The following is a 21419-nucleotide window of genomic DNA, read 5'->3' on the forward strand; positions in this document are numbered from 1 at the left end:
CTTACTCATGAGCAAGAACTCACCCGATCAAGGCGTCTTCGAAGGCCACAAGAAGCTCGAGAAAAACGTAACGCTTCTCACTGCATGCACTTTGGTTGCAGTTGCGATTGGCGGGATTGTCGAGATCGCACCGCTCTTTTGGATCGACAACACGATCGAGAAGGTGGAGGGCATGCGGCCTTACACCCCGCTCGAACAAGCAGGGCGCGATATCTATATTCGCGAAGGTTGCTACACCTGCCACAGCCAGATGATCCGCCCGTTTCGCGATGAGGTGGAGCGGTATGGTCACTACTCGCTGGCAGCCGAGAGCATGTATGACCACCCCTTCCAATGGGGCTCCAAACGCACTGGACCTGACCTTGCGCGTGTTGGCGGGCGTTACACCGATGATTGGCACGTTCAGCACTTGAATGATCCGCGTAGCGTGGTGCCGCAAAGCATTATGCCAAGCTATTCATTCTTGTCGAAGACTACCCTTAAGGTTGCCGACGTGTCCGGTCATCTCACCGCTTTGCAAACGGTTGGCGTGCCATACACCGCAGTCGATATCGAAATGGCGGAAAATGACCTCTATGCGCAGGCCAATCCAGAACTGGACGCAGGCGATTTGGAGGAACGCTATCCCAAAGCGCAGGTGCGCGATTACGACGGTGATCCTGCCCGTGTGACAGAGATGGATGCGCTGGTCGCCTATCTCCAAATGCTTGGCACGCTTGTTGATGTCGAAAGTGCGGCTGCTCAAGCCGAACTTGCAGAGGAGCGCGGCCGATGAGTTTTTACGAAGTCTTTCGCCACTTTGCCGACAGCTACGGGCTGATCATTATCTTCGGCCTCTATCTCTTGCTGTGCGGCTGGCATTTCCTTCCGCGTTCGCGGGACGGGGTTGAACGGGCCAAGCATTCGATTTTCCAGGAGGACGACAATGTCTGATAAATTGCACATTGACGAACCTACAGGCACCGAATTTGTCGGACATGAATGGGACGGGATTCAAGAACTGAACACGCCTCTGCCGCGATGGTGGCTGTGGACCTTCTACGCGACGGTAGTCTGGGCGATCGGCTACGTCGTACTCTACCCTGCATGGCCTTTGGTAAGCCAGGCGACGGAGGGAACGCTGGGCTGGTCAAGCAGAGGCGATTTAGCACAGGAAATGTCCGCGGCCGAAGAGGCGAGAGCCGCCACGTTTGAGCGGATTGCAGCGACTGACATCACCGATTTGGCGGATGACCCGGCGCTCCTCAACCAAGCGATTGCAGGCGGTGCCTCGGCCTTTAAGCAGCATTGTGTCCAGTGCCATGGCGCGGGCGCTGCAGGGTATGAGGAATATGGCTACCCTAATTTGAACGATGACGATTGGCTCTGGGGCGGATCGCTCAACGATATCGAGTATACTCTTACCCACGGCATCCGCTGGGAGGGATCGCGTGAGACGCGGCTTGCTTTTATGCCAGCCTTTGAAGGCATTTTTTCGAGCGCTGAAGTCGACGCTTTGGCGGGCCACGTGCTTTCCTTTAGCGGCGGCTCGCAAAGCAGCACGCGCGGGGCTGAATTGTACGAGCTAAATTGCGCGGCGTGCCACCAACCATCGGGCGAAGGAGATCGCATGCAAGGCGCGCCTGCTCTGAACGACGCGATCTGGCTTTATGGTGACAGCCGCGCAAACATTCGCCAGCAGATCCTTGCCCCCCGCCATGGCGCTATGCCTGGTTGGAGTGACAAGCTTGATCCGGTAACGATCCGGATGCTGGCCGTATACGTCCACTCGCGTGGAGGCGGCGAAGCAGAGGCAATTCCTGAGGAGCCACAGATCTCGGATGAGGTCGCAGCCGCTTCGACGGAAGAGGGCAATGGGAACAGCTGACGCCATCACCGCGACGCCTGAGAAGGGCGGACGCGATTGGGGCGAAGCGCTGCACACTACAGTTGCGCCCGGTCTAGAGCGTGATGCGGTCGCGGCATCACAGCGCAAAGCAGCGGGCCCGCCCCCTAAGATAAAGCTCTATGAACCGCGCAAAGCGGTCCATAACAAGCGCATTGATGGGCCCTTTCGCCGGTTCAAATGGCTAGTGATGCTGGTGACGCTTGCAATATATTACGTCACTCCCTGGATCCGCTGGGACAGGGGGCCATATGCGCCCGATCAAGCGGTGTTAATCGATCTGGCGGGGCGCCGCTTCTACATGTTCGATATCGAGATATGGCCGCATGAATTCTACTTTGTCGCGGGTCTTCTGATCATGGCGGGCATTGGCCTGTTCCTGGTTACAAGCGCTGTGGGCAGGGCATGGTGCGGCTATGCCTGTCCGCAAACGGTTTGGACGGACGTCTTTCAACATGTCGACCGCTTCTTTGACGGCGATCGCAATGCGCGCATTCGCCTTGATAAGGCGCCTTGGGGTGTGGCCAAAACCTCGCGGAGGCTGAGCAAGTGGGCGGTATATCTGCTGATCAGCTTTTGGACGGGCGGTGCGTGGATCATGTATTTCGCAGACGCCCCCACGCTCACTTACGAATTTTGGCGCGGTGAGGCTGCCATGGTTGCCTATGCAACCGTTGCCATCCTGACCTTCACAACCTTCTGGTTGGGCGGTTTTATGCGCGAGCAGGTGTGCATCTACATGTGCCCTTGGCCGCGCATCCAAGCTGCAATGCTCGATGAAAAATCACTCATTGTTACATACAAGGATTGGCGCGGAGAGAAGCGCGGCAGCGTTAAGAAGGCAGCCAAGGAACCGGAGAAATACGGCGATTGCGTGGACTGCCTCCAATGTGTGGCGGTATGTCCCACTGGCATCGACATCCGCGAAGGCCAGCAAGTCGGTTGCATCACTTGCGCTTTGTGTATCGACGCGTGCGACAAGGTGATGAAAGATTTAGGGCGCGAGCGCGGCCTCATTGATTATGCGACGCTCGAACAATGCGAAGCCGAGTCTGCAGGCGCGCCCGCAACCCCGGCCTGGAAAGCGCTTTTGCGCCCTCGCACCATTGTTTATTGCGGGATCTGGGGAGCCATTGGAGCGGCTTTGTTGTTTGCGCTGGGCACCCGGGCGCACACTGACCTCACTGTGTCTCCGGACCGCAACCCGCCTTTCATGCTGATGAAGGATGGCTCGGTGCGCAACTCCTACACTTTGCGGCTGCGTAATATGGAGTCGCGGCCGCGCGAGATGGAAGTGGCGCTTGTTGGCCTGCCAGAGGGCGCGGTTCTGTGGACTGACCAGATTGGCCGCGATGATGCAGCCCCTGCACAGACCCTGCAGGTTCCCGCCGATGAGACCCGCGTGGTGCGCGCCTATGTGGTGGTGCCCGCAGCCAGCTCCAATGTTGAACGATTTGCATTTCAGCTCACCTCGCTGGATGCGCAAGGTGAACAAGACACCGAAGAAACCACTTTTGCGAACCCCGGAGGCCAATGATGCGAGAAACCCCACGCAAGCCCTTTACCGGACGTAGTATGGCAGCCGTTATGGTCGGCGGCTTTGCTATTGTGATTGCGGTCAATTTCTACATGGCGAGCCTTGCTGTGGGCGGCTTTCATGGGGTCGTCGTCGAAAACTCGTATGTCGCGAGCCAAAAATACAACGACTGGTTGGCGCAAGCCGAAGCATCGAAAGCACTGGGCTGGGAGGCGAAACTTTCGCGCGATGAAACGGGCCACGTTCTGGTGCAAACCATCGGCGCTCCCGAGGGGGCCATCGTGCGGGCTGAAATGCGCCGCCCCATTGGCGAGCACGCTTTCGCCAGTCTCTCTTTCACAGCTCTAGGTGACGGTCTCTATCGTTCCGGCGAACCGGTCGACGAAGACCGATGGACGGCGCGTGTCTCCGTCGAAGCGGGCTCAGACATCTGGGCTGAGGAAAGCGAACTTTAAGTGAACGCTCCTCCGCTCTCGATCGCTCCTGATAAAAGGACCAATGTCAGCACGCGTTTCACGGTGCCTGGCATGCGCTGTGCAGGCTGTATAGCCAAGATCGAAAGGGAGCTGCCAAAGGCCTCGGGGATTGTGGCGGCCCGCGTCAATTTCTCGGCCAAGCAAGTCGCTATCGAGCATGATCGTACGCTTGATGAAGCCGGCTTAGAAGAAGCGCTGCTCAAGCTGGGGTTTGAGGCGCATTCGATTGCCGAAAACTCGCTGGGCGATGAGCCAAAAGAGCGCAAAGTCTTGCTGCGCGCGCTGGGCGTTGCTGGCTTCGGTATGATGAATGTGATGCTGTTGTCGGTCAGCGTGTGGTCCGGCGCAGACGGGGCAACTCGCGATTTGTTCCATTGGCTATCCGCCATGATTGCCATGCCGGTGATCGCGTACTCTGGACGGCCTTTCTTCGCCTCTGCTTGGATGGCGCTCAAATATCGCCGCACAAACATGGATGTGCCCATCTCAATCGGTGTGGCCCTTGCAACAGCCCTCAGCCTTTATGAAACGATCACCGGCGGCCCCCATGCTTATTTTGAGAGCGCCGTGATGCTTCTGTTCTTCCTGCTCGCTGGCCGCGTGCTCGACGCCGAGATGCGCGAGCGCACCCGGGCTGGGATTGGCGCTTTGCTCGGGCGGATGGGGAAGAGCTCATCTGTGATCGGTCCCGATGGATCTGTTGCTCGCATTCCCGCAAGCGATCTGGAACCCGGCATGCTGGTGCTGGTTGCCGCCGGAGAGGCCCTTGCCGCCGATGGCGAAATTGAGGAAGGCGTAAGCGCAATCGACAACGCAATGCTCACAGGGGAGAGCACGCCAGTTTCCGTAGGCGTTGGTAGCGTGGTTCACGCCGGCGCGATCAATCTCGGCGCCCCCTTCCGAATGCGCCTGACCCGCACTGCAGACGATACAGCCCTGGCTGAAATTGCGCGGCTAATGGATGAGGCAGGCCAATCGCGTAGCCACTATGTGCGGATCGCAGACCGGGCCTCTCGCCTTTATGCGCCGGTTGTCCATACTTTGGCGCTGCTCGCCTTTGCCGGCTGGATGATTGCAGGCGCTGGTTGGCACCAGTCTTTGATAATTGCGATTGCAGTGCTGATCATCACTTGCCCCTGCGCCATGGGTCTCGCCGTGCCAACTGCGCAGGTTGTGGCTTCTGGTGCGCTTCTCAAACGCGGCGTTCTTGTGAAAGATGGCAGCGCTTTGGAGCGGCTCGCTGAGGTGAATACTGCGGTGTTCGACAAAACCGGCACGCTCACTTTAGGCGAGCCGCGCGCGGATATCGCGGGGCTCGATGACAAGGCGCGCGGCGTGGCCCTTGGCCTTGCCCAAGCCAGTCGGCATCCATTGAGCAAAGGCTTAGCCAATAGTCTGCGCCAAGCGGGCGTCACCGCTGCGAACATCGAGGCGATCGAAGAAACGCCTGGTGAAGGGATTAGCGGGCGCTGGGACAATATGCCTGTCGCGCTTGAAAAGCCTGATGCAGCCTCAGGAGACCTTGCTTCTCTCCTGCGCATTGGCAGCAAGGCGCACACCATCACATTCGCCGATCCTTTACGTTCAGACTGCGCGCAGGCTCTGTCCGAGCTGTCCGCATCCGGGATCAATGCCACCATCCTCTCAGGTGATCGCGCCGCGCCGGTGCAGGCAGTGGCAAATGAGCTGGCCATCACCGCTACAGCCGAGGCTAGTCCGGCTGACAAGCTCAGCGCCCTTGCAGCTCTGCGCGATGCAGGAAAACTTCCGCTTATGGTGGGCGACGGCCTTAACGATGGTCCAGCGTTAGCCAGCGCTCACGCCTCCATTGCACCGGGCACCGCTAGTGATGTCAGCCAACAGGCCGCTGATGCGGTGTTTATTGGCGAAAAACTGATGCCGGTGGCGCTTGCCGTCCGCGTCGCGCGGCGCACCATGGCCATCGTGCGCCAAAACTTTGCCCTAGCGATTGGCTACAACGCGCTGGCTGTCCCTCTGGCGCTGTTTGGTTATGTCACGCCGTTGATCGCCGCAATTGCCATGTCGCTCAGCAGCCTATTCGTTGTTGCAAACTCGTTGCGTCTTGCTGGAGCTGCCAAATGACCGGCCTTGCTTTTCTTATACCCATCGCTCTTGGCATGGGGCTCTTGGGGCTTGCTGCCTTCTTTTGGGCGATGCGGTCCGGCCAATATGACGACATGGACGGTGCGGCTGTGCGCGTTCTGATCGACGATGAAAACGATATCGAGGGAGATACATGATGAAGGCGCTCGCACTGATCGCCTTGATCCAACTTGGCCTCGGCCCGTTGCAAGAGGACGAGCGCACACTCACTGTCAGCCTGTGCCTTGGAGGCGAAATCACCATTCCTATCGGCGACGAAAAAGATCAGCGCAAGCGCGGCTGCCACCAAAGTGCATGCCATGCTGGGAATCCGCGCGAAAAAGCAAACCCCAGCCCCAAATGTCGCGGTTTTTAGGCCACTTGATCTAGGTCAAAGACGGATGCGAACGCCTGCGCTCTAAAGGCTGGCATGTGGCCTTTTCATCCTGACCTGCTCGATACGCCGGCACCGCGCTATACGAGCTATCCGACAGCTGCGGATTTTTCTGCGGTCTCTCCCAAAGCTCTGTCTGAACAGATCGAGCAGGCTAGCGGCGACATATCGCTCTATCTGCACATCCCGTTTTGCGAAAAGATTTGCTATTATTGCGGGTGTAACACGGGTGCGGCGGGGCGGCGCCAGCGGGTTGAGAGTTACCTCAGCGCGCTTCAACAAGAGATCGAAACTGTTGCGGCATTGCTTCCCAGAGATGCGCGAGTGCGACGTATCGCCTTTGGCGGGGGAAGTCCCAACGCAATCGAGCCTACTGAGTTTCTCGAGCTGATTGATGCGATCAACCGCAAATTCCGTCTCGCTGAAACACAATGGTCAATCGAACTCGATCCGCGCTCTATGAACAGTGTTTGGGGCGAAGCGATTGCGGAGGCTGGCATCACTCGCGCTAGTCTAGGCGTGCAGACCTTTGCGCCGCACTGCCAAAAGGCGATTGGGCGCGAGCAAGGCGATATCCTTATTTGCCGCAGCATTGATTGGCTGCGTTCAGCAGGGGTCACTTCGCTCAATTTTGACCTTATGTACGGGCTGCCGGGTCAAACCGCTGAAGATCTGGACGACAGCCTCGAATACACAAAGCTGCTTGGCGCGGACCGCGTCGCATTGTTCGGCTATGCCCATGTGCCTCACATCGTGAAGCGGCAAAAGGTCATCGATGAAAGCGCGCTGCCTAACAAAGACCAGCGTTTTTCTATGGCGGAGCAAGGCTTCAAGACGCTAACTGATGGTGGATACCGGCCGGTGGGCTTTGATCACTTTGCGCTTACCCGGGATCCGCTGGCTATTGCGGCAAAAGAGGGCACTTTACGGCGCAATTTCCAAGGGTTCACCGATGATCAAAGCGAAGTTCTCATTGGCCTTGGTTCAAGTGCGATTAGCGAATTTCCCAGCCTGATTGCTCAAAACGAAAAGAACAATGGTCGTTACCGTATGATGGCTGGCCAAGGCATGCTCACGGCATCTCATGGCATTGTCCGAGACGCTCAGGATCAAATGCGCAAAGCGGTTATTGAGAGCTTGCTGTGCAAAAGTCGAGCAGTGCTCACACCGTGTCTTTATACGCAGACCCGTGCCAGCCTTGCCCGCTTTGCCGAGCGCGGCCTTATTCGGCGGGAGGGTCTTGAGCTTGTGATCGAGGCAGAAGGCCTGCCCTATGCTCGGGTAATCGCCGCAACTTTTGATCGATATAGAGAATTGAGCAAGCAGCGCTTCAGCTCAGCGATTTGACCTGCGAGTTGTGTTCCGAATTGCTGGTCTTGAGTCCGCTACCGGGTCGATCACAAGGTTGATGCTGTCCGTTTCGGAACCGCGGAAAATGGCATTCCGCTGATGCTCAAACCTAAGACTAGACGAAGTCGCACTGAGGACACAGGGCTGCCTTTAGCCGCGGCGTCATTCCGGCAACAAAGCCTAAGTTCACCAGAAATCCGTATCTTCTGTGAAGGGTGGCGGAGACGGAGGGATTCGAACCCTCGATACCCATAGTAGGTATGGTTCCTTAGCAGGGAACTGGTTTCAGCCACTCACCCACGTCTCCGCACGTCGCGGCATGGTCATGCCTTATGCGAGAGGCGCGCTATAATGGGGCATCTGCGCACCGGCAAGGTCGGATACTACAAAATTTGCATTGCAGACGCGTTCTTTCGTGTTTTCGCTGACGTCAGGTTCGCCGGAGGTTCAGCCAACACCGCATATTACAACCTACAGACGGTGCGCGCCTTCACCCTGCCGCATTTTCGATTCGCCTCGCCGCGTGCGTCCTTGCCTGATCCGCGGTTAGCGACTCTTCTGCCCGATGCGGCGCTGCGTGCCTGATACAATTGAAGGCTGAACGGATAAGAATTATGAATCTACTAGCCACCGGAACGAAAAGCTCAATCTGGAGCAAGCTGGTTGCAACGGCGATCGGGACAGTTGCCTTGCTTGCTGTGCCAGTCAATGCGCAAAGCGTAGGGACGTTTGATCCCGATGAAGCTTTTGAAACAACGCAGCAGAATGCCTCTGACGCTGCGACTGGCGCGGTGCAAGATGCGGGCACGATCGATGCAGATCTTGTACAGCCAGAACTTGGCAGCGTGCCTAGCGTGGCGCCACCGATCGAGGGTCCGCAGCCAGTCCGCGTCGATGACGCTTCAGCGGTCGAAACTGATCCTGTCGCCCCCAGTGTTTTTGATGAAGAATTCGGCGCCTATGGCGAGAACGCTGAGCCAAATGCGGCGGATGCTGGCGAGGAAGTTGTCACTACCGCTGCAGCCGATTCCAAGACTTATGGCGAAGATGATTTGATCGGCGCTGCTGAAGGTGTGTTCGGTAAGGGCGCAGAAGGCCTCGCACGGATGATCGAAGACCTCTTGAAGGAACAAGGCGAGCCCAACGGCTACATTGTCGGACGCGAAGCGGGCGGTGCATTTATTATTGGTGCGCGTTACGGATCGGGCACGCTCTTTCATAAGGTCGAAGGCGAACGGAAAGTCTATTGGACCGGCCCGTCTATCGGATTGGATGCCGGGGCCAACGCGGCAAAGACGTTTGTCCTCGTATACAATCTATTCGATACCGAGGACCTCTACACCCGCTATCCGGCTGGCGAGGGGCAAGCCTATCTGATAGGCGGGATGCACGCGAGTTACATGCGCAAAGGTGACGTTGTTCTGATACCGATCCGATTGGGTGCGGGCGTCCGGCTTGGCATCAATGCCGGATATATGAAGTTTTCCAAGAAGCAGCGCTGGCTGCCCTTCTAGGTCGCATTTCGACCTGCGAAAACGTGGGCGAATACGAATGATTGTGAAAAGGCGGTTGCGGCGCATGCGATGGCGCGGCATGCGACTTTCATGATGCTTGAACGACTCGATGAACAATCGCCCGACGCGCTGCTTGCTCTGATCAAGATGCATGCGGCTGACCCCCGCTCTGACAAGATCGACCTTGGCGTCGGTGTGTACCGAACCGACGAAGGCGGCACGCCAGTGTTTGAGGCGATCAAGCGCGCAGAACAGCAGCTGGTCGATGAGCAGTCATCTAAAAGCTACCTCGGCCCAGAAGGTGACATGGGCTTCGTCAACGCGCTGATGCCGTATATTTTCGGTGAAGACGCGACCATGGGCGGGCGTATCGCAGGAATGCAGACGCCGGGCGGAACGGGCGCGGTGCGACTTGCGGCGGCGCTGGCGCAAAAGGCCGGCATGACCAAACTTCACATGGGCACCCCAAGCTGGCCTAACCACGCCCAGATCCTGGGCGATATCAGTTTGGAAATGGCTCCATTTGACCACGCCAATCCCGATGGGACCGCCAATGTCGAAGCGGTGCTTGCTGCGATCCGCGGCGCGGGGTCGAACGATGGTATCCTGCTTCACGGCTGCTGTCATAACCCAACCGGCGTCGATTATTCGGATGAGGATTGGGCCGCGATTGGCGATGCGATTGCCGAAACCGGTATTTTCCCGATTATCGACACTGCCTATCATGGGCTCGGTCACGGGCTTGAGGAAGATGTAGCGGGCCTGCGTAGTGTTCTGGCCAAAGTGCCTGAGGCATTCATCGCCTATAGCTGCGATAAGAACTTTGGCATGTACCGCGACCGCGTTGGCGCTTTCTACATTCTGGCGAACGGTCAAGAGACGCTCGATACGGCATTCTCCAATGCCAACGCGCTGGCCCGTGCAAGCTGGTCCATGCCGCCCGATCACGGCGCTGCGGCGGTCCGTTTGATCCTGCGTGACAGCGACCTCACGAAGGTTTGGAAAGATGAGCTTGAGCAGATGCGTAACCGCATGCGTCAGGTTCGCGATCGGCTGGCCGAGGCCGGTACGCAGGGCAGCGTCGATATGGTGCCGCTGGGCATCCAGAACGGCCTGTTTTCGGTTCTGCCGGTTAGCAAGGAACAAGTGGCGCAGCTGCGCGAGGATCACGGCATCTACATGGCCGGTTCCGGACGGATCAACATTGCCGGTCTGACGATGGGCAATATTGATAAGTTCATTGGCGCCATTGCCGAGGTAACAGGCTCCGATTGAACCGCCAGCCGGTCCTTGAAATCGAGCGGCTGCTGATCAGGCCGCTTGAGGAAAGCGACTGGGACGCGCTGTTCGCCGTTGCGAGCGATCCGGCGGTCTGGGAACAGCACCCGATGCATGACCGGTGGCGCGAAGACGTGTTCCGCGAATTCTTTGATGACGCCATGGCCAAGCGCGGTGCGCTGGCCATAATCGACAAGTCCAAGGACGAGATCATCGGATCATCGCGGTATCAGGCGCATGATCCAGATGACGGCGGCTCGGTCGAGATTGGTTGGACGTTCTTTGCGACCAAATGCTGGGGTAAGGGTATCAACCGTCAGGTTAAGCGCCTTATGCTTGCCCATGCTTTCGAATTTGTAGAGCGCGTCGATTTCCGGGTGGGTGAGACAAACTACCGATCCCAAATCGCGCTGGAGAATATCGGAGCAGAGCGCACCCGCCGCACTGAACTGGCCCGGTATCAAGGGGCGCGGGTGCTGCACCGGGTGTTCGAAATTACCCGCGAAGGGTTCGAAAACGGGCCTCTCGCAAAGTAGGAAACGGGTGACACATTCCCCAACATGTCATGCGTGTCCTACAGGGTTAAGTTTCTGAAATACTTTGATAAGCGGTGTGTAGGGCACAGGTGACAACTGTCCAACTTTGGGCGTAGGTCTGCCAAACGCGCCTATGAGCCAAATTGCAGCGACAACGATGGCAAAGAGCTGTTCTTTTGATAGAGCAGTACGGCGGTGTAGGAAATCTCCCAGTGTAAAGAGGGAAATCGGAAGAAATCCAATCGATGGTCTGCTGGAAGACAAGCTAAAGTTCGATTGCAGTTTCAAATTTTACGCGTGAATAGACCACGTGACTGGTGCACCGCTTGACCGCTTGATCCTCAATTATGTTGGTCTCGATCCAATTCTCAAAGGTTGCCATGTCGGGCATGTGAACATGCAGAATTAGGTCGGCATCGCCAGTCACGCTGTAGCATTGTGTAATTTGAGGCGAGCGGCGATAGATACGCTTGAGCCGGTCATATTCAGGGCCGCGTTCCTCGTTCAGGCTAACCATCACAATGATGTCGATGCCCAACTGCCCGTGCCTCACCAATGCTACCTCTCGCTCTATCACACCGCTTTCGCGTAAGCGTTTTAGCCGCCGTCGATAGCTGGAAACCGATGTTCCGGCGGCTTCGGCGATTTCGTCCGGTGAGCGACGTAGATCATGCTGTATTTCCGCGAGAATGCGGCGATCACAAGCGTCCAAGGGGGTTTGCGCGTTTTCGATCATTCGTATCTATTATATGCCAAATATCAGTCAGTCGATGGTCAATTTCGCGCGCTACGAAGCGAGGGTTAGCGTTATAAATTGAGACTGTATTAGAGATCGCCAATAGAGGTTTTTACGCAATGAAGTCTTTCGCAAAGCGCATTATCGGGCTGTCAGTTTCGGCTAGCGTAATCGGGGCCGGCGTCCTTGCGATGCCTTCGTCGGGTGAAAGACCATTGGAAGGCCCGACTCTTTTTGCTGCCAACGATCTGCAACAGGCGGGGCGAGTTACCCTTTCGCCTGCCTTTTCTCCCGATGGCGGCACTATCTTCTTCACGCAGGCCGATTGCGATCGGATTTGGAATTGCCCTCAGCTCTTGATGCGATCATCGCGTACCAGTTCTGGCTGGTCCCACCCGCAAATTGTCAAATTGCCACAAGAGGCGCGGGCGGATTGGCCCAGCGTATCGCCTGATGGCGGCACACTCTATTTTTCTTGGGCACCAAAGCGTGCACGGCATGCTGGTGAAGGTGTCGACGTGGACTTCGATCTTTTCCGGCTGGACTTGACCGATCCGAGTGCTGCGCCGGAGGCCTTAGACGAACCGGACATAAATCGCATTCGTGGGGGCGCGATCGCCAAAACCCGCTATGTAAACAATGAAACCGCTCCGGTCATCACGCACAACGGTGATCTGTATTTCTGGTCGGAACGGCTCGACGGTGCTGGATTGCGCGATATTTACGTCGCTCGTTCGGATGGAGATGGAGGGTTCAAGCGCCCCGAAATTCTTCCCGATCCAATCAACAATGACGGCGAAAATGATGGGTCTTGGGTGTCGCCTGATGGCCGTCTGATGCTGCTAACCACCAGCAAGCGGGGCACTCGGGAACCAGGCAATCTGCATGTCTCTACTCTCAAGGACGGCAGATGGAGCACCCCCAGAGTCTTGGGAGATAGCGTCAACTCTCGCCATTCTGATTTTGCAGGACGCGTGACCCCTGATGGTAAAACTCTAGTCTTTACATCGGACCGTCCTGTGGACGGTGGGGAGGCCGGATTGTATCAGATATGGCAGGTGCCGGTCGCTGAAATTCCTGAGTTGGTCGAGGCTATCGAAAGCGTCCGCGACCGAGAGCAGCAATAAGGCATTAGTTTCGCCTCACCCCGCCGCAGCCAACCCTTGCATCCGCTTCAAATACCGCGCCAGCACGTCGATCTCGAGATTGACCTGATGGCCCACATCAAGCGCACCAAGCGTTGTCACTTCGGCGGTGTGCGGGATGATATTCAGCATGAAATCGCAGGTTTTGTCCGTGCGATCCCGCACATCGTTGACGGTTAGCGACACGCCGTTGACCGTGATTGAGCCTTTTTCGGCGATAAAGGGTGACATTTCGGCGCGGGCACGGATCACCAATTTCCAGCTGTCGCCAGTCTTCTCCGCGAGCACAACTTCACCGATGGAATCGACATGACCGGTTACGATGTGACCGCCCAGTTCGTCGCCCACACGCAGGGACGGTTCGATATTGAGGGTTTGGCCCTCTGTCCACATGTCCTTGACCGTCCGCGCGACTGACTCGCCAGAAATATCGACATCGAACCATGCATCGCCTGCTTCGCCGCCGCGATCGACCACGGTCAGGCATACGCCAGAACACGCGATGGAGGCACCGATATCGATGCGCGCCGGGTCAAGCGGGGCCGCAATGCGCGCGCGCAGATCGCCGCGTTGCTCTGCTTTGGTAATGGTGCCGATGGCGGTGACAATTCCGGTGAACATTTAGACGCGGCTCCTAGTTGCGGGTTCGCAGATAGGCGGTGAATTCGTCGCTGCCAAGCTGGCCGCGCTGCGACAGGTGCCAGCGTCCATGCGCGCCCGGTAAATCTGTAATGCCAAGGTCACCGATACCGGGGCGGCCTTCGCCGATCAGGATCGGTGCCCGGTAGATATGCAGTTCGTCGACCAAATCTTCGCGCAGGAAGCTCGCCGCGGTCTCTCCGCCGCCCTCAACATAAAGATACTGCACACCATCAAGGGCGGCGATTTGTTCGGGCTGGTTGATGACAGAGACCCCGTCAGGCGCAACGCCGCGTGTCAGCAACACGCGTTTCGGGCTGCGGGCTTCGAGACCGGGCAGTCGCACATCAAGGCGCGGCTTATCGGCCCGCCATGTGCCGCCGCCCACAAGGATCGCATCATTTCGGGCGCGTTGCGTGTGGACATGCGCGCGCGCAGCTTCGCCGGTGATCCACCGGCTTGTGCCATCAGCGAGCGCAATACAGCCATCGAGCGACACAGCGAGCTTGAGAGTGACATAGGGTCGCCCGAGGTTTCGCCGGGTTAGGTATCCGGCAAGACTTTTTGCAGAGGCGGCATCATCAAGCACGTCCACCGCAATCCCTGCGCGTTTGAGGCGTGCAATGCCTTTGCCAGCGGTTCGTGGATCGGGGTCCTGTTGGCCGATGATAACCCGCGCAGGTCTGGCCTCTGCAATCACCTCAGCGCAGGCGGGGCCGCGCTGCGATTCATGCGCGCAAGGCTCCAGCGTCACATAGAACGCCGCGCCTTTGGCGCTGCCTTCCAATTGATCAAACAGATCAGCTTCAGCGTGGGGGCGTCCGCCCGATTGGGTCCACCCGCGAGCAACAACGCAGTTATCGCGAACGAGCAGAGCAGCGACACCGGGATTGGGGCTGCTCGCCGGACGGGCGCGCATCGAAAGCCGCGCGGCGGCCTCCATCCAATCGCGGTCAGTGATGGGAACAGCGCTTATGGGTTTGTGCCTTCAACCGTAGCGTCTTCGGAAGATGCAGCATCTTGGCCGTCACGGCCAAACAGCTCGGCGCGGCGCTCTGCTTCGGCGGCTTCTTCCGCAGCGCGGCGGGCATCTGCCTCGGCTTCGATCTCGTCGACATCCATACCGGCGGCTGCGCCCAATGCTTTGTAGAGATCACGCTTGCGCTGGGCGATCTCTTCTTCGCGTGCCTTGCGCAGGTCTTTCACTTCCTGATTTTCCTCGTTGCTGGCGATGATATCGGCATCGCTGCGGTCGGGATCATAGGTGGTGATATAGGTGATCTGCGGACTTTCGGGGGCTTTGTAAGCCGTCTCCGAGGTGACCCAGAAATACATCAGAACAAGCGGCATGGTCGATGCAATCAGGATCGGAATGCGCAGCGGGTTAGGCTTACGAAATTCGTGCCAGAAATCGAGAACGCCGGTCTTAGGATTGAAGCGTGAAGCGAAGGACATAGGCGCAATATAGGGGTTAGAGACGGATGACGCCAGATAGAAGCTGACGGTTTAACCGAAGCTTGCGTAAAGGCTGCGCCCGTTCGTTTTCAGCCAGCGATCCGCCTCGCGGATGTCGCCCTCATACAGCTTGCCTAGCAAAGCGTGGAAAGCGGGGCTGTGGTCGAAATGGACAAGGTGGGTTACCTCATGCGCGACGACAGAGCGGCGGACGTGATCGGGTGCCTGGATCAGCCGCCAGTTCAGCCGGATGCGGTTTTTCTCCGAGCACGAACCCCAGCGTTTCTGTGCGCGTGAGAGCCCGACTGGAACAGGGTCAAGCCCCGCGACCCCGCAATAATGCAGCGTCTCTGCCTCGAATATGCTCTGCGCTTCACGCTCCAACCAGCGCCGGATGCGGGTTTCGAGCCCTTCCAGCGGCCCGCCGACGCGCAGATCGGACCCGCTGAGTGTTGGGCGTCGGGGCGCTTTCTCTTCCCATATCACCGTGACCGTTTCGCCGCGGATCGTCAGCTCGCTGCCCGGTGCGATGACAGCTTTAGAGGGGACTTTTGCGCGCTGTGTTGCAAGCCATTCTGTTCGCGCGCGGGCAAAAGCGATTGCTTCATTCTTATCGCCCCAGCGGGGCAGCGTAATCCGCACTTCGCTACCATCTGGGGCAAGCCGCATGGTCATCCGTTTGGCCGTGTGATGGCGGCGCAGAACAATCGGCACGGCTTCGCCGTCAATCTGGATCTCGGGTTCTTGAGCGGTGCGTTTGAGCCAGTCGATCACGCCGCACCATCATCCGCTGCATCCCAATCGACGATGTGATGCTCCATCGGCCCCGCATCTGTTTCGCTCACCACGCGTCCTGCTACCGAAACGCCTGCGTGCTTCACGGTCTCACGGTCACCGCTGATCAGATAATGCCAATCGTGCAGCGGCTTGTTTTCCGCACGCAGCCTGTAAGCGCAGGTTTTGGGCAGCCACGGCACATCTTCAACAATAGCCAGCGTCAAACGCAGGCAATCGGGCACGAACGCCTTGCGATTGCGATAGTCGCTGCATTGCGCGCTGCCGGTGTCGAGCAGCAGGCAGGCAATGTTGGTGTCTTCGATTGCGCCGGTGTCAGCGTCTTCGATCTTCTGCAGGCAGCATCTGCCGCAGCCATCGCACAGGGCCTCCCACTCGGCCCGCGTTAGCTTGGCGAGGGGAAGTTCCCAGAATTGATCTCTCAGCTCACCCATTTGTCGATTTCAGCCGCCACTGCCTCTGCGCCCAGATCGGTCGGCAACGTGGCGAGCGGTTCACCCGATGGACCGAAAAGATAAGCGATGTTGGAATGGTTCATCAGATACTGGCCATTGTCCAAATCTTCGCCGCGCTCGTAATAAACGCGGAACGTATCGGCGGCGGCCTTCACCTGCTCTGGAGTGCCGGTCAGGCCGATGAATTTATCTGAGAACGCGGAAACAAACTCGCCGACTACTTCGGGTGTATCGCGCTCGGGATCGATGGTGACAAACATCGGCTGGATCTTCGCAACCTTTTCCGCGTCGGTTTCTTCAAGCGCTTTCAGTCCGCGTGCAAGCTGGCTCATATCGTTCGGGCAGATATCGGGGCAGTAGGCAAATCCGAAATAGACGATCCGATATTTCCCTTCGAAATCGGCCCACCGTACCGTTTCGCCATCGCTGCCGGTCAACTCGAATTCTCCGCCGATGGTCGCACCGGTCAGCGGCGGTTCCTCAGGCTGCGCGTCAGCGGCAGTGCCTCTGCATGCGGACAATGCAAATGCGGCTGGCAAAATGAGCGCCGCAAAAAATCGGGTCGTTGAAGGCTTGGCGTGGTGGTTCATGCTCTGCTAACTGTGCTTCACCCAAGAGGGCGATTGAAACGGGGCTCTCAAGACATAATGTCTGTCACGCATTTGGCAGACAATACAGGAGGATCAAAGCGCGTTGGCTTATCTTTTGCGCAAATTAGGAACCGTACGGGCAATCGCCAGTGCGATTTTGGCAAGTCTGATTGCGGTAGCGGCGGTATCACCTGCTGCTGCTCAGCTGTATTCTCCGGGATATCAATTCCTCGAAGCGGTGGATGAGCGGGATGGCGATGCCGTTACCCAAATGCTCAACGAACCGGGCGTGGGAAAGACGCTGGTCAACACGCGTGACATCACAACCGGCGACACTGGCCTGCACCTTGTGACGACCCGCCGCGATACTTTGTGGATCAAATTTCTGATCCAGCGCGGTGCCGATCCGAACATCCGCAACAAAAAAGGTATCCTCCCGATCCAGATCGCAACGCGTCTGGGAATGATTGACGGTGTGGAGCAGCTTATCAAAGGCGGCGCGCAGGTAGACGTTGCCGATCGTCAGGGTGAAACCCCTCTGATTTCGGCGGTGCATCAGCGTAACACGCAGCTCGTCGCGCGGTTGCTTGCGCAAGGCGCGAACCCTGACCGGAATGACAATTCTGGCCGGTCGGCGCGCGACTACATGGAATTGATGTCGCAGAACACGCTGCTCAAGCTGGAATTTGAAAAAGCCGATAAAGAACGCGGCGAACAGGGAACCCAAAAGCAATACGGGCCTTCTTTCTGATATGGATCAGACACAGCCCGATTTCGCCGACATGACTTTGGACGAGCTGCGCATTGCGCTGGCTCCGGACATCGCAGCCTCAGCGATCTTTGACGGTTGGAATGAAACCGCGCTGGTCGCAGCGGCAGAAATGGCAGGCGCGGATGTGGACGTTGCCAAGCTCGCATTCAAAGGCGGGCCCATGGAAATGATCGAGGCATGGGTGACCAGCGTCGATCAGGCGATGGAAGCAGAGTGGCCGCAGGAACGCCTTGCCGAGCTTAAAATCCGGGAGCGGATTCGCACTTTGGTCGCGTTCCGGCTGGAAGCGGTCGCCGATATTGACGAGGCCGTGCGCCGCGCCATGGCGATCATGGCGATGCCGCAAAATGCGCGCCGTTCGCTGAAACTCGGCTGGCGCTCGGCTGATATTATGTGGCGGCTCGCCGGTGACACCGCGACAGATTACAACCACTATACGAAGCGCACGATCCTTGGCGGGATTTACAGCGCGACATTGGCCGTGTTCGTCAACGATGACAGCGAAGGCAAGGCCAAAACCTACGAATTTCTCGACCGCCGGATCGACGGCGTGATGAAATTTGAAAAGGCGAAAGCGCAATTTCTGGGCGGCGACCGCGAAATGCCCAGCCTGACACGGTTCCTAGGCAGGCTGCGTTACCCAAGCCGATAATCGGCTGAAGCGACAATTACATAAGTGGATAATCTGGTCGGCGGGTCGCAACCCTCGGCCCGCTTCCCTATGACTTAAGAGAATCGCGGCTCCTGAGTCGCGCATGCAGTTTCATTTGTAAGGGGTATTTCGATGGCGGGTTCGCTTAACAAGGTCATGCTGATCGGCAATCTCGGGGCAGACCCTGAAATCCGCAGCTTTCAAAACGGCGGCAAAGTCGCCAACCTGCGTATTGCGACCAGCGAAACCTGGAAAGACCGCAACACCGGAGAACGTCAGGAACGCACCGAGTGGCACACCGTCGCGATCTTTTCAGAAGGTCTGGTCGGCGTGGTCGAACGCTTCCTTAAAAAGGGCTCTAAAGTTTATATCGAAGGCCAGCTGCAGACCCGCAAATGGCAGGATCAGAGCGGCAATGATCGCTACTCAACTGAAGTCGTGATCCGCGGCCTCAACGGCTCGCTGACCATGCTTGATGGCGCACAAGGCGGCGGCGGAGGCGGCGGTGCCCGTTCCGGCGGCGGCGGATATGGCGGCGGCGGTGGCGGTCAGGGCGGCGGCTCAGGCGGCGGAGGTGGCGGCTGGAACCAAGGCGGCGGAGGCTCCGGCGGCGGCGGCGCTGGTGGTTCGGGCGGCGGCGCAGCAGGCGGCGGTTACGACGATCTGGATGATGACATCCCGTTTTGATCGTCCAAAACACTCACTAGATCACGAAGGGGCCTCGCAGATCACTGCGGGGCCCTTTTATTTAGCCCTTCTTCAGCGCGGCCAGCGCTTCTGCCAGTGGGCCGTCTTGTTGTCCTTCTTCCGCGATACCGGCGGTTTTTCGCGCTGCATCGGCGTTTGGCCCCTCGGCGTAAGGATCAATCGCGAGGCCTAAAGTCTGCGCGACTGCCTCGCCCAGATCGAACGTGTCACCGGAATACTCGATCTCGTCGCAATCGTCCGCTTCGAGCTCGATTTCTTCATCGTGCTGCTCGGCCAAAGTTCCTTTGGGTACAAAGCGCAAATCGAGCGGTTCGGAGATGGTGACAGGGAAGTCTTTGAATGAGATCGCGCAGGCTTGGGTGAAACTGGCTTTCACGGTGCCGGTCGCGCGGATGGTTTTGCCTTTCTCTTCGAGCTCAATTTCGGCCCGCAGCGCTTCGATCGAGGTGAGACTGAACCGGCCAGCCAACCTGCGGCGCTCGGTTTCGTCTGCTTTGATAGTGACAGTCCCGCCCGGCAAGGGCCGAACCTTCATCAGGCGCGAAAGTTCTGGTTCAGTCACTTGATTGCGCTCGCCTCTAACATCGCCTCGTCGCTGTATCCGGCAAGGCGCTCTGACAGCGCGATCAGTTTGTTCGCGACGCATTCCGCGCCCGGATTATCTTCATCGGCAAAGTTTACATTGCGAGAGATCGCCGCAGTCAGCTTTTCTCGGTCATTTTCCACCAGCGCGCTGCGATAGGCACCCAGCCTGCCGCCAAGCACGCTCATCAATTTGCCGACATGCTTACCGACAACAACATCATTGATGCCAAGTTCACGCAATTGCGCATCCATGTCTTCTACGAACAGCTCGGCCAGCAAAGCGCTTTCGGCCCGCATGTCGGTCGCCTCGACACGGACCATCACCGTGCAAAGTATCGCGGTGATCAGATCAAACCGCCCGTTTACCGAATCTGCGACACCGCACTCCGAATAGAACGAGGGCTCACGCGCAAGCTCAATCACGCGGTGCCACAGAGGACGTACGCCCTCGCGTGGGTCAGGTGCGGTACCCAGAAGCTTGGAAAGGAATGACATAGGCGTTTTGATCTTTCTGACAGGCTATGCCCGGTACAACCCGCAATTGTACGGGGTGTTCCGCACCAAATGCGAAGCATTCATCCGCAATTCAACCGGTTCACCCCAGTTCGTGGACGCAGCGACATTGCAAGGCCGGTGGCTTCGCCTTAAGGCCGTATGCAACATATATAGTATGCAGCTTCACAGCGGCAACGAAAGATCAGACGGGAATAGACGGGCACCATGAGCCAACCAAAACGAGTATTCGGTATCGCTGGCAAAGCGGCACTTATGGCAGGCGCGCTGCTCGCTCTCGGGGCGTGTTCCTCGATCCGCGAATCGCGCGGCTATGTGGTCGATCGGGTTCTGACCCAGGCGATCCAGCCGGGCATCGATAACCAGCGGTCTGTCGAAGGCACATTGGGCCGCCCAACATTCACCAGCCAATATGGCGAACCGACCTGGTATTACATTTCCAGCGTTACGGGGCGTAAGCCGTTTGTGCGCCCGCGCATCCGCACACATTCCGTGCTTGAAGTGAAGTTTGACGAGGCAGGCAATGTCGCCTCCGTCAATCGCAGCGGCGTTGAAAATGTCGTCTATCTCCAGCCAGATGGCGATAAAACGCCGACATTGGGCCGGGAACGCGGCTTCCTCGAAGACCTGTTCGGCAATATCGGTCAGGTCGGCGGCGCTGGCCCTGCGCCGGGTGGCTAAGCATTACCTGACCGAGCGAAACGCTTGATCCGAAAAATTCATGGCCCATATTGCCGGGCATGAGCAATGATACGGCAAGCCACGGCCTGACCCAGTGGCACGGAACAACCATCGTAGGTGTGAAGCGCGGTAAAAAGACCGTGATCGCGGGCGATGGACAGGTTTCGATGGGCAACACCGTGATGAAACCGAACGCACGCAAAGTGCGACGGATCGGCGAAGGCGGCAAAGTTGTCGCTGGTTTCGCGGGCGCAACCGCCGATGCTTTCACTCTTTTCGAACGGTTAGAGGCGAAGCTGGAGCAATATTCCGGCCAGCTGATGCGCGCCGCTGTTGAACTCGCCAAGGATTGGCGGACTGACAAATATCTCCGCAATCTCGAAGCATTGATGATTGTAGCGGATGATGAAAGCCTGCTGGTTCTAACCGGCAATGGCGATGTGCTGGAGCCCGAAGGCGGCATTGCCGCGATTGGATCGGGCGGTAATTATGCTCTGGCTGCGGCCCGCGCTCTAGTCGAATATGAAGACGATGCAGAACAAATCGCGCGCAAAGCGATGGCGGTTGCCGCCGATATCTGCGTCTTCACCAACGGCAATGTGACGCTTGAGACTGTTTGA

General features: G+C 57.9%; 28 protein-coding genes and 1 tRNA gene. 19 read left to right on the forward strand and 10 right to left on the reverse strand.

Annotation, left to right across the window (positions count from 1 at the left end; translation table 11 throughout):
• The first annotated feature begins 7 nt into the window (after nucleotides 1-7).
• The 9 genes from ccoO to hemN are packed head-to-tail and all read left to right on the forward strand — an operon-like array spanning nucleotide 8 to nucleotide 7742.
• Nucleotides 8-775, forward strand: a complete 768-nt coding sequence (gene ccoO / locus KCG46_RS05695; protein ID WP_218404314.1) for a cytochrome-c oxidase, cbb3-type subunit II — start codon at nucleotides 8-10, stop codon at nucleotides 773-775.
• Nucleotides 772-933 carry a cbb3-type cytochrome oxidase subunit 3 gene (locus KCG46_RS05700; RefSeq protein ID WP_218404315.1) on the forward strand — a complete coding sequence of 54 codons (162 nt, stop codon included), beginning with the start codon at nucleotides 772-774 and terminating at the stop codon, nucleotides 931-933. The genes ccoO and KCG46_RS05700 overlap by 4 nt, the downstream gene beginning before the upstream one ends.
• Nucleotides 926-1867: a cytochrome-c oxidase, cbb3-type subunit III gene (ccoP, locus tag KCG46_RS05705; protein WP_218404316.1), complete on the forward strand. Its 942-nt coding sequence runs from the start codon at nucleotides 926-928 to the stop codon at nucleotides 1865-1867. Before KCG46_RS05700 ends, ccoP begins: the two co-directional genes overlap by 8 nt.
• Complete coding sequence (gene ccoG / locus KCG46_RS05710; protein ID WP_218404317.1) at nucleotides 1854-3422, forward strand: cytochrome c oxidase accessory protein CcoG; 1569 nt, start codon at nucleotides 1854-1856, stop codon at nucleotides 3420-3422. Before ccoP ends, ccoG begins: the two co-directional genes overlap by 14 nt.
• Nucleotides 3422-3877: a FixH family protein gene (locus KCG46_RS05715; RefSeq protein WP_369410198.1), complete on the forward strand. Its 456-nt coding sequence runs from the start codon at nucleotides 3422-3424 to the stop codon at nucleotides 3875-3877. The genes ccoG and KCG46_RS05715 overlap by 1 nt, the downstream gene beginning before the upstream one ends.
• Entirely contained in the window at nucleotides 3878-6001 is a 2124-nt protein-coding gene (locus tag KCG46_RS05720) for a heavy metal translocating P-type ATPase (RefSeq protein ID WP_369410171.1), read from the forward strand.
• On the forward strand, nucleotides 5998-6159 hold the full coding sequence (gene ccoS, locus KCG46_RS05725; protein WP_218404319.1) for a cbb3-type cytochrome oxidase assembly protein CcoS: 162 nt from the start codon (nucleotides 5998-6000) through the stop codon (nucleotides 6157-6159). The genes KCG46_RS05720 and ccoS overlap by 4 nt, the downstream gene beginning before the upstream one ends.
• Nucleotides 6156-6377, forward strand: a complete 222-nt coding sequence (locus KCG46_RS05730; RefSeq protein ID WP_218404320.1) for a hypothetical protein — start codon at nucleotides 6156-6158, stop codon at nucleotides 6375-6377. Before ccoS ends, KCG46_RS05730 begins: the two co-directional genes overlap by 4 nt.
• A gap of 54 nt (nucleotides 6378-6431) precedes the next feature.
• Nucleotides 6432-7742 (forward strand): oxygen-independent coproporphyrinogen III oxidase, encoded by a 1311-nt coding sequence (gene hemN / locus KCG46_RS05735; RefSeq protein ID WP_218404321.1) that lies wholly within the window; start codon nucleotides 6432-6434, stop codon nucleotides 7740-7742.
• A 219-nt stretch (nucleotides 7743-7961) separates the two neighbouring features.
• On the opposite strand, the gene KCG46_RS05740 is transcribed toward hemN, so the two are convergent.
• Nucleotides 7962-8052 (reverse strand) — tRNA-Ser (locus KCG46_RS05740).
• A gap of 44 nt (nucleotides 8053-8096) precedes the next feature.
• Between KCG46_RS05740 and KCG46_RS05745 the strand changes: the two genes are divergently transcribed.
• The 4 genes from KCG46_RS05745 to KCG46_RS05760 all read left to right on the forward strand — a co-directional run bounded on the left by KCG46_RS05745 (nucleotide 8097) and on the right by KCG46_RS05760 (nucleotide 11073).
• On the forward strand, nucleotides 8097-8330 hold the full coding sequence (locus KCG46_RS05745) for a hypothetical protein (protein ID WP_218404322.1): 234 nt from the start codon (nucleotides 8097-8099) through the stop codon (nucleotides 8328-8330).
• A gap of 29 nt (nucleotides 8331-8359) precedes the next feature.
• Nucleotides 8360-9259, forward strand: a complete 900-nt coding sequence (locus KCG46_RS05750) for a DUF1134 domain-containing protein (protein ID WP_218404323.1) — start codon at nucleotides 8360-8362, stop codon at nucleotides 9257-9259.
• Between the two features lie 93 nt (nucleotides 9260-9352).
• Nucleotides 9353-10534 (forward strand): amino acid aminotransferase, encoded by a 1182-nt coding sequence (locus tag KCG46_RS05755; protein ID WP_218405329.1) that lies wholly within the window; start codon nucleotides 9353-9355, stop codon nucleotides 10532-10534.
• On the forward strand, nucleotides 10531-11073 hold the full coding sequence (locus KCG46_RS05760) for a GNAT family N-acetyltransferase (RefSeq protein WP_218404324.1): 543 nt from the start codon (nucleotides 10531-10533) through the stop codon (nucleotides 11071-11073). The genes KCG46_RS05755 and KCG46_RS05760 overlap by 4 nt, the downstream gene beginning before the upstream one ends.
• A gap of 265 nt (nucleotides 11074-11338) precedes the next feature.
• Here the strand turns inward: KCG46_RS05760 and KCG46_RS05765 are convergent, their stop codons facing one another.
• Nucleotides 11339-11809, reverse strand: coding sequence for an Lrp/AsnC family transcriptional regulator (locus KCG46_RS05765; RefSeq protein ID WP_218404325.1), 471 nt, complete (start codon nucleotides 11807-11809; stop codon nucleotides 11339-11341).
• A gap of 119 nt (nucleotides 11810-11928) precedes the next feature.
• On the opposite strand from KCG46_RS05765, the gene KCG46_RS05770 reads away from it, so the two are divergent.
• Nucleotides 11929-12936: a TolB family protein gene (locus KCG46_RS05770; RefSeq protein ID WP_218404326.1), complete on the forward strand. Its 1008-nt coding sequence runs from the start codon at nucleotides 11929-11931 to the stop codon at nucleotides 12934-12936.
• A 15-nt stretch (nucleotides 12937-12951) separates the two neighbouring features.
• Here the strand turns inward: KCG46_RS05770 and KCG46_RS05775 are convergent, their stop codons facing one another.
• Genes KCG46_RS05775 through KCG46_RS05800 form a run of 6 tightly spaced genes read right to left on the reverse strand, consistent with a single transcriptional unit; the run spans nucleotide 12952 to nucleotide 16888 of the window.
• The gene (locus KCG46_RS05775; protein ID WP_218404327.1) at nucleotides 12952-13575 is read right to left on the reverse strand and encodes a riboflavin synthase; all 624 of its coding nucleotides are present in this window, start codon (nucleotides 13573-13575) and stop codon (nucleotides 12952-12954) included.
• Between the two features lie 13 nt (nucleotides 13576-13588).
• Nucleotides 13589-14554, reverse strand: a complete 966-nt coding sequence (ribD, locus tag KCG46_RS05780; protein ID WP_439648833.1) for a bifunctional diaminohydroxyphosphoribosylaminopyrimidine deaminase/5-amino-6-(5-phosphoribosylamino)uracil reductase RibD — start codon at nucleotides 14552-14554, stop codon at nucleotides 13589-13591.
• Between the two features lie 11 nt (nucleotides 14555-14565).
• Nucleotides 14566-15048 carry a hypothetical protein gene (locus KCG46_RS05785; RefSeq protein ID WP_218404329.1) on the reverse strand — a complete coding sequence of 161 codons (483 nt, stop codon included), beginning with the start codon at nucleotides 15046-15048 and terminating at the stop codon, nucleotides 14566-14568.
• A gap of 51 nt (nucleotides 15049-15099) precedes the next feature.
• Nucleotides 15100-15822, reverse strand: a complete 723-nt coding sequence (locus KCG46_RS05790) for a M48 family metallopeptidase (protein ID WP_218404330.1) — start codon at nucleotides 15820-15822, stop codon at nucleotides 15100-15102.
• Complete coding sequence (locus KCG46_RS05795; protein WP_218404331.1) at nucleotides 15819-16277, reverse strand: YcgN family cysteine cluster protein; 459 nt, start codon at nucleotides 16275-16277, stop codon at nucleotides 15819-15821. Before KCG46_RS05795 ends, KCG46_RS05790 begins: the two co-directional genes overlap by 4 nt.
• Nucleotides 16265-16888 carry an SCO family protein gene (locus KCG46_RS05800; RefSeq protein ID WP_218404332.1) on the reverse strand — a complete coding sequence of 208 codons (624 nt, stop codon included), beginning with the start codon at nucleotides 16886-16888 and terminating at the stop codon, nucleotides 16265-16267. The genes KCG46_RS05795 and KCG46_RS05800 overlap by 13 nt, the downstream gene beginning before the upstream one ends.
• Before the next feature lie 103 nt (nucleotides 16889-16991).
• On the opposite strand from KCG46_RS05800, the gene KCG46_RS05805 reads away from it, so the two are divergent.
• The 3 genes from KCG46_RS05805 to ssb all read left to right on the forward strand — a co-directional run bounded on the left by KCG46_RS05805 (nucleotide 16992) and on the right by ssb (nucleotide 18999).
• A complete protein-coding gene (locus tag KCG46_RS05805) occupies nucleotides 16992-17639 on the forward strand; it encodes an ankyrin repeat domain-containing protein (protein ID WP_255551787.1) in 648 nt (215 codons plus the stop codon).
• 1 nt (nucleotide 17640) lies between these two features.
• Complete coding sequence (locus KCG46_RS05810) at nucleotides 17641-18312, forward strand: COQ9 family protein (RefSeq protein ID WP_218404333.1); 672 nt, start codon at nucleotides 17641-17643, stop codon at nucleotides 18310-18312.
• Nucleotides 18313-18444: 132 nt separating this feature from the next.
• Nucleotides 18445-18999 carry a single-stranded DNA-binding protein gene (gene ssb, locus KCG46_RS05815; protein WP_218404334.1) on the forward strand — a complete coding sequence of 185 codons (555 nt, stop codon included), beginning with the start codon at nucleotides 18445-18447 and terminating at the stop codon, nucleotides 18997-18999.
• Between the two features lie 61 nt (nucleotides 19000-19060).
• Here the strand turns inward: ssb and KCG46_RS05820 are convergent, their stop codons facing one another.
• Nucleotides 19061-19582 carry a YceD family protein gene (locus KCG46_RS05820; RefSeq protein WP_369410172.1) on the reverse strand — a complete coding sequence of 174 codons (522 nt, stop codon included), beginning with the start codon at nucleotides 19580-19582 and terminating at the stop codon, nucleotides 19061-19063.
• Complete coding sequence (locus tag KCG46_RS05825; protein ID WP_218404336.1) at nucleotides 19579-20100, reverse strand: ubiquinol-cytochrome C chaperone family protein; 522 nt, start codon at nucleotides 20098-20100, stop codon at nucleotides 19579-19581. The genes KCG46_RS05820 and KCG46_RS05825 overlap by 4 nt, the downstream gene beginning before the upstream one ends.
• A 225-nt stretch (nucleotides 20101-20325) precedes the next feature.
• On the opposite strand from KCG46_RS05825, the gene KCG46_RS05830 reads away from it, so the two are divergent.
• Both KCG46_RS05830 and hslV read left to right on the forward strand, forming a co-directional pair.
• Nucleotides 20326-20799, forward strand: a complete 474-nt coding sequence (locus KCG46_RS05830; RefSeq protein WP_255551788.1) for an outer membrane protein assembly factor BamE — start codon at nucleotides 20326-20328, stop codon at nucleotides 20797-20799.
• A 59-nt stretch (nucleotides 20800-20858) separates the two neighbouring features.
• Nucleotides 20859-21419 carry an ATP-dependent protease subunit HslV gene (gene hslV, locus KCG46_RS05835; protein ID WP_255551789.1) on the forward strand — a complete coding sequence of 187 codons (561 nt, stop codon included), beginning with the start codon at nucleotides 20859-20861 and terminating at the stop codon, nucleotides 21417-21419.

The organism is Erythrobacter crassostreae (assembly GCF_019204045.1).
GTDB lineage: Bacteria > Pseudomonadota > Alphaproteobacteria > Sphingomonadales > Sphingomonadaceae > Erythrobacter > Erythrobacter crassostreae.